At 52.5% G+C, this 9,878-nt stretch carries 12 protein-coding genes and 1 rRNA gene; 3 read left to right on the top strand and 10 right to left on the bottom strand.

The annotated features are described in order from the left end of the window. Window positions 1–74: 74 nt before the first annotated feature. Window positions 75–197, bottom strand: a complete 123-nt coding sequence (locus tag ACQKE4_RS17545) for a hypothetical protein (protein WP_427389579.1) — start codon at window positions 195–197, stop codon at window positions 75–77. Window positions 198–208: 11 nt separating this feature from the next. Between ACQKE4_RS17545 and rrf the strand changes: the two genes are divergently transcribed. After that, a 5S ribosomal RNA gene (rrf, locus tag ACQKE4_RS17540) occupies window positions 209–324 on the top strand. 171 nt (window positions 325–495) lie between these two features. Further along, on the top strand, window positions 496–1,827 hold the full coding sequence (locus tag ACQKE4_RS17535) for a deoxyguanosinetriphosphate triphosphohydrolase (RefSeq protein WP_427389578.1): 1,332 nt from the start codon (window positions 496–498) through the stop codon (window positions 1,825–1,827). A 10-nt stretch (window positions 1,828–1,837) separates the two neighbouring features. On the opposite strand, the gene ACQKE4_RS17530 is transcribed toward ACQKE4_RS17535, so the two are convergent. From ACQKE4_RS17530 to ACQKE4_RS17520, 3 genes are read right to left on the bottom strand one after another with little or no spacing between them, the layout of a single operon-like run. After that, window positions 1,838–2,746, bottom strand: coding sequence for a nuclease-related domain-containing protein (locus ACQKE4_RS17530; RefSeq protein ID WP_427389577.1), 909 nt, complete (start codon window positions 2,744–2,746; stop codon window positions 1,838–1,840). A gap of 59 nt (window positions 2,747–2,805) precedes the next feature. Continuing rightward, a complete protein-coding gene (locus tag ACQKE4_RS17525; protein ID WP_427389576.1) occupies window positions 2,806–3,180 on the bottom strand; it encodes a translation initiation factor Sui1 in 375 nt (124 codons plus the stop codon). A gap of 2 nt (window positions 3,181–3,182) precedes the next feature. After that, the gene (locus ACQKE4_RS17520; RefSeq protein WP_427389575.1) at window positions 3,183–3,881 is read right to left on the bottom strand and encodes an HAD-IA family hydrolase; all 699 of its coding nucleotides are present in this window, start codon (window positions 3,879–3,881) and stop codon (window positions 3,183–3,185) included. A 315-nt stretch (window positions 3,882–4,196) separates the two neighbouring features. Here ACQKE4_RS17520 and ACQKE4_RS17515 point away from each other — a divergent pair, with 315 nt between their 5' ends. Further along, the gene (locus ACQKE4_RS17515) at window positions 4,197–4,706 is read left to right on the top strand and encodes a hypothetical protein (protein WP_427389574.1); all 510 of its coding nucleotides are present in this window, start codon (window positions 4,197–4,199) and stop codon (window positions 4,704–4,706) included. A gap of 17 nt (window positions 4,707–4,723) precedes the next feature. Here ACQKE4_RS17515 and ACQKE4_RS17510 read toward each other — a convergent pair whose 3' ends face one another. From ACQKE4_RS17510 to ACQKE4_RS17485, 6 genes are all read right to left on the bottom strand, one after another. Further along, window positions 4,724–5,074: a hypothetical protein gene (locus tag ACQKE4_RS17510; protein ID WP_427389573.1), complete on the bottom strand. Its 351-nt coding sequence runs from the start codon at window positions 5,072–5,074 to the stop codon at window positions 4,724–4,726. 164 nt (window positions 5,075–5,238) lie between these two features. Then, the gene (gene fba, locus ACQKE4_RS17505) at window positions 5,239–6,303 is read right to left on the bottom strand and encodes a class II fructose-bisphosphate aldolase (protein WP_427389572.1); all 1,065 of its coding nucleotides are present in this window, start codon (window positions 6,301–6,303) and stop codon (window positions 5,239–5,241) included. Between the two features lie 100 nt (window positions 6,304–6,403). Next, window positions 6,404–7,573, bottom strand: coding sequence for a phosphoglycerate kinase (locus ACQKE4_RS17500; protein WP_427389571.1), 1,170 nt, complete (start codon window positions 7,571–7,573; stop codon window positions 6,404–6,406). A 73-nt stretch (window positions 7,574–7,646) separates the two neighbouring features. Beyond that, window positions 7,647–8,684, bottom strand: coding sequence for a type I glyceraldehyde-3-phosphate dehydrogenase (locus ACQKE4_RS17495; RefSeq protein WP_427389570.1), 1,038 nt, complete (start codon window positions 8,682–8,684; stop codon window positions 7,647–7,649). A gap of 123 nt (window positions 8,685–8,807) precedes the next feature. After that, a complete protein-coding gene (locus ACQKE4_RS17490; RefSeq protein ID WP_427389569.1) occupies window positions 8,808–9,533 on the bottom strand; it encodes an LrgB family protein in 726 nt (241 codons plus the stop codon). Beyond that, window positions 9,523–9,876 (bottom strand): CidA/LrgA family protein, encoded by a 354-nt coding sequence (locus ACQKE4_RS17485; RefSeq protein ID WP_427389568.1) that lies wholly within the window; start codon window positions 9,874–9,876, stop codon window positions 9,523–9,525. The genes ACQKE4_RS17490 and ACQKE4_RS17485 overlap by 11 nt, the downstream gene beginning before the upstream one ends. Between the last annotated feature and the right edge of the window lie 2 nt (window positions 9,877–9,878).

Raw genomic sequence — 9,878 nt, 5'->3', positions numbered from 1 at the left:
TGGTTGATAGGCACGGTGTGGAAGCGCTGCAAGGCGTTGAGCTAACGTGTACTAATGGCCCGTGAGGCTTGACCCTATAACACCCAAGGGGTCTGCTCAAAATGATGACGAAGAAACCGGATACGCAGCGTGTGGCCCAAGCAACAGAATGCCAGGGCGGCAAGCAGTGAGACGATCACAAACAGCATGATAGACATTTAAAGTTACGCCTGACGACCATAGCACGCGTGAACCACCTGATCCCTTGCCGAACTCAGCAGTGAAACCGCTTAGCGCCGATGGTAGTGTGGGGTCTCCCCATGCGAGAGTAGGTCATCGTCAGGCACCTATACCAAAAATCCCCCAGGGCTTGCGCTCTGGGGGATTTTTTTTGCGTGGTAGTGTGAATGGTAAGTCGTGAATCGTAAGTAGAAACCACTCACCACTCACCACTCACCATAACGTGCGGTTTTCCGGCGTTTTATGGCAAAATGCACTCCTCAAGGAGGAATGCCCATGACACAGATGCGCTGGGAGCAATTACTTTCCCCCCGTCGTCTTCACGACCAACGCTCAGAAAGTACCCGAGAAATCGGTCGTAGCCCTTTCCATAAAGATCACGACCGGATTGTTTTTTCTGGCTCATTTAGGCGCCTTGGGCGAAAGACCCAGGTGCACCCGCTGACTGAGAATGACCATATTCACACCCGCTTGACCCACTCCTTAGAAGTTGGCTGCGTGGGCCGTTCTTTGGGCATGATTGTGGGGGAGCTGTTACGCGACCAGTTGCCTGCTTGGATTACCCCCGCTGATCTTGGCGTGATTGTACAAACGGCCTGCCTAGGCCACGATATTGGTAATCCTCCTTTTGGTCACGCTGGTGAGTATGCGATTCGTGACTGGTTTCAGCGCGCCCAGCGCAGTGGTCTTTTAGATGGGTTGTCTGACGCCGAGCGTGAAGACTTACTGACGTATGAAGGCAACGCCCAGGGCTTTCGGGTTATTACCCAAATTGAATATAACCAGTTTAATGGCGGGATGCGGTTGTCAGCGGCGACCCTTGGGACGCTGCTGAAATATCCATGGACAGTGCGTTACAGTGGTCGAGCGGGCAAGTTTGGCGCGTATCAGTCGGAGCAAGCCCTGCTAAAAGAGGTTGCCGAGGCGGTTGGTCTGTTGCCCCAAGGCGATCAACGCTGGTGTCGCCATCCGTTGGCTTGGCTTGTGGAAGCCGCCGATGACATCTGTTATGCCCTGCTAGACCTGGAAGATGGCTTAGAAATGGGTATTCTGCGCTATGAAGAAGTGGTCGAAATTTTGCGCCAAGTTGCCGGGGAGTTCCCTCCTGAATACGCCGAGATGGAGCGTAAAAATGTCTCTCAGCGACGGCGTATCGCGCTATTGCGTGGTGCCGCCATGGAGCGGGCGGTAAACGATGTTGGGGCGGTGTTTGTGCAGCATGAACAGGCCCTGTTGAACGGTACGCTCAGTGATGACCTATTGGAGTTGTGCCACCCTGACTTGGGTTGGGGGGTCCAGGCTGCTAAGCAATTAGCCCGAGAACGCATTTTCCAGAATGAGCGTAAGGCAAAATTAGAAATTGGTGCCTATACGACGCTGGGAATCCTTCTAGAAGCCTTTATAGGGGCTGCTCACGAGCTGCATCACACGGGGCATTCATCCTTTAAGCATCAGCGCGTATTAGCCCTGATAGGCGAGAATACGCCGCTGCCTTCATGGTCTCTTTACGATAGCTACCGACGAATGTTGGACTTTATTGGCGGAATGACAGATCACTACGCAGTGGATCTAGCTCAGGAAATGGGCGGGCGTCTACGTGGCGATTAAGTCGATGGCCCTAAACCGAAGGTTTGCTCAGGTGCTTCAGCTCCATTAATTTGGCGCGCTCGAGCAGGATGTTGATAACTTTGTCATGGATAGCGTCATCCAATGGGCCAGGCGTTAACTCCGTTAACTGCTTGGCTAAGGTATCTCCACTAACCACAAGAATATCTGGGGCAGCCTCACTGGTATCTATTTGCCAACCTGGCAGTACTAATACGCCCCGAACCGGCACCCGTACGCCACAGCGGCGCTCTAGCCAGTGAGTGAGCCAACTCACACCTTGCCTTGTCTTATGTAACGGACGACGCTCCTGCCAATGCGGAAAGCGTAAACGCTCGCGTTCAACCACAACGGTATTGAGCTCACTGCCATCGGAACCGATAGCAAGCGTGCGGGCACGGGTTTCGACGACAAAAACGCCGTGAGGTGTGACGACCACATGGTCGATAGTAAAGCTGTCGGTGGGGATGTCATGAAACACATAGTAAGGGTGTGCATCTGGACGTACTAAGCGCTCTAGCTCCTGACCAACGGCAAGCTCGCAGGCAAGGCCTAATTTTAATCGGCGGATACGCTGATAATCGCGCACTAGCAGTAGTGAATAGATTAATACAAGTAACGTACTCAGTAGGCCATATAAGGCCCACTCGACCCAATCCTGACGCACGACAAACAGCATGCGTCCCATACCATAAACGAGCGGCGCCAAGCTAATGATAGGGCCTAAAGCACCGTTTAAAAATAGACTGGAAAAAGCTTGGTCAAGACGGTTACGCAGTGCTTGCCCGGGTTCACGAAGCGGGGCATTGAAAGGAGAGTTTACGCGCGCATCGTGTAAGCTACGTAGCGCTAATACAATGCTGCCCATTGCCGCCATAGGGAATAAGAAAATCAGCGGTAGCAAGTATTCCAGCCAAGCCATTGCAGTGCCTTGCTCAATAGCGACTTATCCAAGCGATAAGTCATGATAGTGTAAAGGTCTTAACCCCCAGCGAGTTTGACCCGGTAACCGAGAGCGCTTAATGCTTCGCGCAGGGTGTCACGATGATCACCTTGAATTTCAATAACACCTTCTTTGACTGCTCCTCCCGTTCCACAACGCTTTTTAAGCGATTTTGCCAACGTTTTAAGCTCATCGCCGGGGAGTGGGATGCCGCTAACCGTGGTAACGCCCTTACCCTTACGGCCACTTGTTTCACGCCGAATACGTACAATACCATCAAGCGCGGCTAGGCGTTCCTGCTCGCTTGCATCTTCGCAGAGGCAGGCATCAAGTGCTTCACGACAGGCAGGGCAGGTTTTACCGTGCTCAGTGGAATAAACTAGTCCACCCAGTTGGTCACGCAACGAAGCCATGCTTACCCCCCGACAGAGTGCTGAGGAACGGGTGCTTGCCAATATTCACGAGTGAGTCGCTCCACCACAGCGGGTAACTGATACATATTACTAATCATAATAGCGTTTTCGGGCGTCGTTTCGGCATTTGGAAAACGATTTAAATGAATCACCGTCATTCCTGCTTGTAGCGCGGCCCTTACACCAACTAAGGCATCGTCAATAGCAATGCAATCACGTGCATGGTATCCCATGATACTCGCTGCATGTAGATGTAAACAGGGTTCAGGCTTCCAGCAGTTGGCGGTGTAACCACTGAACAAACGTTTTCCAAAATAATCGCTCAACCCCGTGGCGCCTAACGCGGTGCGGATTTTGCTTTCAGGGCCATTCGATACCACGGCACTAGGATAGGCGGCTAGTAAGTCCAGCGCCTCGTATGCACCTGGTATGGTCGTCAGCTCATGAGCAAGTCTTGTGGCCAAATTGGCTCGCATGCCAGCTTCCATAACATCGAGCTTATCTGGGTCAACGTCGCCGTGGCGCTGCTGAAGTTCAGCCACGATACGTCGGAAACGCGCTCCCCGGAACTCGCCAAGATAATCAGAAGATGCAAAAGGCAATCCTACTGCATTAAGGCCAGCGGCCATTTCCTCGGCTAAAAGCGGCTCGCTATCGACGAGTGTGCCATCACAGTCAAACAGCAAAAGTGGGAGCGGCATTGCGGTTCCTTGCAGCGTCTTAAGCACTGCCAGTGTCAGTTGAAGCCAACCAAACTGCTATTGAACGGGATTTTACGCTATTTGTGAACACTGTTTTGTTATTTTTTACTTGTCTGAGCATTGTCCTTGAGCCAATTTAAACGGCTATCCTTATTTTGATAGCTATTCACGTATATCTTCAGGTGGGAAGATAAGCCACTAAACAGTTAGCGAGGCTGGCTGCCAATGGCGATAAAATGCATGTTTAAGATGACCATGATGAAGAGATAGTATGCACGCACTATTTCGAGATAACTAAAAAATGGAGAGCGTATCATGCGATTAACCCCTTGGATCCTACCTCTGGCGCTTAGCGCTGCTTTGCTCACGACGACAAGCTATGTGTTTGCTGATAATCATGAGTCAGAGGATCAACAGCACGAACCGTTAGACGATGCCGCATTGGAAGAAGAGTACGGTATTAAAGCGGGTTCGGTTAAACGTGATCCAGTCGAAAACAGTGACAGTGACAGTGACAGCGATTCCGAGCGGCCGAGTGACGAGGCAGATCGTACCGAGGATGAGGAAGTCGAGGCACCTGAAGAACCAGCGGATGATGAGGCCCGTAGTTCAACAGATGAGAGCGACGCTGGCGATACTGAGAATGAACGCAAAGAAGCGGCTGGTGAAGAAAATAACGGCGAAAGAACGGCTGCTGGCGACGAGGCGGCTGAAGGGGGTACTGGCGGTACAGGCAGTGCGGAGGATGCGCTTGCCAACGGTGAAGATGACGAAAGCACCGAAGATGATGGTGAAAGTGATGAGAGCACTGACGATAAAGAATAACGTCAGTGCTTATAGCGCTATTTTGCCAGACGGCGCGAGTTCGCACTGCTGCGCTGATGATAAGGTTTCATCGTGAGCTGGCTGGTTATCCACCACGGGGCTAGATTCCCGTTCATGGAATTAAATAGCGCTTTTTGCATTTCGAGGCCAGCTTCCATGCTGGCTTCGAGTTTTTCAGTGACCATTTTCTGATTTTCTTGCATCATTTTAGGGCTGAAAAAAGGCTGGGTTTGCCATAAATGATTGCGCATGGTGATCGTCGATAAGGAGGTCGACCATAGCTCAAATGCCATTACGCCAGCCTTCCAAATATCGAACATTGCAAGCGGGCTAGTGGGCAGCATTGGTGGCGCTGTGGTGCGCTTCATAATGTTGTTGCCTCTTTGTTGGAGCACGAAACCTCGTACATTCATTGTCAGTGTTAGGTTATCAATGCTGCAATGCAACATTTATTTCATTGAGTTTAACGTGTGTTAAGCAAAAAGACGACCAGTTGGTCGTCTTTATATAGGCGGGAAAGGGAGTTGTGCGCTTATTTTATCTTGGGAGCTAGCTCGCTACGCTCATAGCGCAGGGCCATCGCATCCAAGCTGATCGGCTTAATTTTGCTGGCGTTGCCTGCCGTCCCGAATGCTTCATAGCGTGCAATACATAGCTCACGCATGGCGGTAACGGTCTCTTTAAGGAATTTACGCGGGTCGAACTCAGAAGGGTTTTGAGCCATAAAGCGGCGCACAGCACCGGTAGACGCCAGACGCAGGTCAGTATCGATATTTACCTTACGAACGCCGTGCTTGATGCCCTCGACGATCTCTTCCACCGGCACGCCGTAAGTTTCCGAAATTTGGCCGCCGTACTGGTTAATAACTTCCAGCCACTCTTGTGGCACGGATGAAGAGCCGTGCATAACAAGATGCGTATCGGGAATCCGTGCGTGGATCTCTTTAATGCGCTGAATAGAAAGCGTATCGCCAGTGGGGGGCTTAGTGAATTTATAAGCACCGTGGCTGGTGCCAATGGCAATTGCCAACGCGTCTACATGGGTCGCTTTCACGAATTCGGCGGCTTCCTCGGGATCTGTCAGCAGTTGCTCCATATCCAGTTTGCCTTCAGCGCCAATCCCGTCTTCTTCACCCGCCATACCGGTTTCCAAGCTGCCCAGGCAGCCAAGCTCACCCTCAACGGACACACCACAAGCGTGGGCCATCTCCACTGTGCGGCGGGTGACATCGACGTTATAGTCGTAGTCGGTCGGTGTTTTACCGTCTTCACCGAGTGAACCATCCATCATTACCGATGAGAAGCCAAGCTGGATAGAGCGCTGGCAAATGGCCGGGCTAGTGCCATGGTCTTGGTGCATAACGACGGGAATATGCGGAAACTCTTCGACAGCCGCTAAAATTAAGTGGCGTAGAAACGGAGCCCCTGCGTATTTACGAGCGCCAGCAGAGGCTTGCACGATAACGGGAGAGTCGGTGGCATCAGCGGCTTCCATAATGGCGCGCATCTGCTCAAGGTTGTTGACGTTAAACGCCGGAATACCGTAGCCGTATTCGGCAGCGTGGTCGAGCATCTGGCGCATGCTGATCAGAGCCATGGAAATCACCTTATCTGTGTATGTTGTAAAATCGGGTTGTTAAAACCGCAATGTCAGTGTGAGTAGCTGCAGTGAGTATGCAGGTTCAAGTCGTGTCATGTTAACCGCGTTTGGCGGCCGCTTCGAGTGCTGTCACGGCGGGAAGCTCCTTGCCTTCGACATACTCTAAAAAGGCACCGCCACCGGTAGAGATATAGGAAACGCGAACCGCAATGGCATATTTATCAATGGCCGCCAACGTATCACCTCCACCGGCAATAGAAAAACCTGCACTATCGGCGATGGCTTGGGCGATCACTTGGGTGCCTTTGCCGAACTGATCGATTTCAAATACGCCCACAGGGCCATTCCATAAAATAGTGCCAGCATCTTTCAGCATACTCGCCAAGTGCGCGGCGGTATCAGGGCCGATGTCTAAAATCATCTCGTTGTCGGCCACTTGATCGACGGCTTTAACCACTGCTTTAGCTGATTCAGAGAATTCGGTAGCCACCACTACATCGGTAGGAAGCGGAATCGGTACCTTTTCCATCAATGCTTTCGCTTGGCCGATCAGGTCGGCTTCATGTAACGACTTACCAACATTGTAGCCTGCGGCGGCAATAAAGGTGTTGGCGATACCACCACCGACAATAAGTTGATCACATTTATCAGCCAGGGCAGTCAGCACGTCCAGTTTGGTAGACACTTTTGAGCCGCCGACGATTGCAACCATCGGGCGTGCCGGATGCGCCAGTGCTTTCTCTAAGGCATCAAGTTCTTTGGCGAGTAGCGGGCCTGCACAGGCGTTGGGAGCAAAACGTGCAACGCCGTGTGTTGAAGCTTGCGCGCGGTGGGCAGTGCCGAAAGCATCCATCACAAAGATATCGCACAGAGCGGCATACTGCTTCGCCAACTGCTCCTCGTCTTTTTTCTCGCCGTTGTTGAAACGCACATTTTCAAGCAGCACAACGTCGCCGTTGACAAGATCCAGCGTTGCGCCAAGATACGCTTTAACTAACGGTACCGGGCGGCCGAGCAGTTCGCTTAGGCGGTCAGCCACCGGCGCGAGAGAAAATTCATCGGCGGGCTCACCTTCAGTAGGGCGCCCTAGATGGCTCATCAACATGACTTTCGCGCCAGCCTCCACCGCTGCCTGGATGGTGGGCAGCGCTGCCCTCAGGCGAGCATCGCTAGAAACACGGCCATTTTTGATGGGCACATTTAGGTCTTCACGGATCAGCACGCGTTGCCCTTCCAAGGGAAGGTCAGTCATTTTTTTCACATTCATGTGAGCGGTTTCCTCGTGTTTATGCCGTTAAGCTAACTATAAAAATTAACTATAAATAGGTGATGAAAGCAGGCTATGTCTCTGCTGAAAGTCGTGCTAAGCGCTGGCTAATATCGAGCATACGGTTAGCAAAGCCCCACTCATTATCGAACCAACACAGCAGCTTGATAAGCCGCTTGCCTGCCACGCGTGTTTGCGTGGCATCCACGATGCCGGAACGGGGATCATGGTTGAAATCAATCGACGCCATCGGCGCTTCAGTATAGCCAAGTACGCCTTTTAAGCGTTGCTGACTAGCCTCCAGCAGCAGCGCATTCACTTCGTCGCGGTGCGTATCCCGGTTGACGGTGAGTGCCACGTCCATCGCAGAGACATTGATAGTGGGGACGCGCACGTGTAAACACTCAAAGCGGCCTGCCAATCCAGGCATTAACCGGCTAATACCGAGGGCCAAACCGGTATCTACTGGAACAATGGACTGCATCGCCGAGCGAGTAAGGCGCAGGTCGGTTTGATGATAGGCATCGATCACTGGTTGATCGTTCATGGCCGAGTGGATAGTGGTTGTCACACCATGCTCAAGCCCAAGCGCTTCATCAAGAATCGTTAATAGGGGTACTAAGCAGTTGGTGGTGCACGAAGCTGCAGAGAGAATACGCTGGGAAAGCGCCAGCTCGCCTTCGTTAATGCCCCACACAATAGTGGCATCGACATCATTTTCCGCTGGCTGGGAAAACAGCAATCGTTTGGCACCGGCCGCTAAGTGCTGTTCGGCGGTGGCGCGGTCTTTAAAGCTTCCCGAGCACTCCAGCACCAAATCCACATTGAGTGCTTTCCAGGGAAGGTTACGCGGATCTTGTTCGCACAGTACCTGGATGCGCTGGCCGTTGACGACCAAATACTCACCATCATTATCGACCTCGCCAGGAAATCGGCCATGAGTGGTGTCGTAGCGAGTTAAATAGGTAATCGTCGCCAGATCAGAGAGCTCATTAATGGCCACCACTTCAAGCTCGGGGTGATGCCGCTCGACAAGAGCTCGTAGCACACATTGGCCAATGCGTCCATAACCGTTAATGGCAATGCGATACGTAGATGCGGAATTAGCCATGCAGAAGGGTGGCTCTTAAAAGTGAGTCATTAAACAAAAATGGGTGTAAAACCATCTCGATGATAGCGCATTTAAGCCGTCAGTTCTTAACAACTACCGGTGTCTACCCGTTGCCTGAAACTGTTAACCCCCCATTCCCATCAGTCGCCAGGCTAATGGCAGTAACAGTGCGGTGAAAATGCCGGTGAGGCTCATTCCCAACGAAGCGAATGCCCCGGCCTTGGGGCTAATCTCAAATGCTCTTACCGTCCCAATGGCATGTCCATTCAAGCCAAGCGCAAAACCTATCAAGCGCTCGTCATCAATACGCAGCATGCGGGCAGCGAGGCTCACACAGGGAATAGTCACCACGCCCGTAATCAATAATGCCCCCATGAGCAGCGGAACCATGCCGCCAAGCTGCTCGGTAATGCCGATCGCGATAGGCGCGGTCACCGATTTAGCGGCGATGGAAGCAAGAATAGTGTCGGAGCTGCCCAGTAACCACGCAATCGCCATCGCATAGAAAGCCGCCAGCGTGGCGGCAATCGGCAAACAAATCGCCAGTGGCCGCCACAATTCGACGATACGTGGGAGCTGCTGGTAAAGCGGCATGCCTAATGCCACGGTAGCCGGCCCCAGTAGCACCGTTAGCCAGGTGGCACCCTGCTGATATGTCGCGTAAGGCAGTCCTATCAGCGCTAACGTCCCGGCAAGAAGCAGCGCCGCGATCAATATAGCGGGCAGCCAAGAGGGGCGTTTTAAACTCTGAAAAAGGGCACTTCCGATAAGATAAGCCGCCAGTGTTAACCCCACCGCAAACAGCGGAGTAGTGGTCAGCATCGTGAGCAGCGATGTATCAGCGAGCATGATTGGGTGTTATCAGCCGTTTGAGTAGCCAGAGGGTAGTAATGACACTCAGTAGTGTGCCCAACAATAACGCAATGAGAATCGCGGTCCACTGCCCAGCAAGCTCGCCGATAATGAAAAACACACCGACGACGCCGGGCATAATCAGCATAGCGAGCAGAGCGATCAGCGGCTGTGTAGCAGAAGCAATGCTGGTGGGCACGCGTCCTCGTACTGCCAGGGTCGCGCATAGCAACAGCATGCCAATGACGCCAGAGGATATAGGCAGACCGGCGAAGTGAATCACCACTTCACCGATAAGCCAGTAGCTAACCAGCCATAGAAAGCCACTGAGTGCAGGCATGG

It is taken from the genome of Halomonas sp. NPDC076908 (genome assembly GCF_050269715.1).
Classification (GTDB): Bacteria; Pseudomonadota; Gammaproteobacteria; order Pseudomonadales; family Halomonadaceae; genus Vreelandella.
This window is presented reverse-complemented; position numbering and strand designations above follow the sequence as displayed.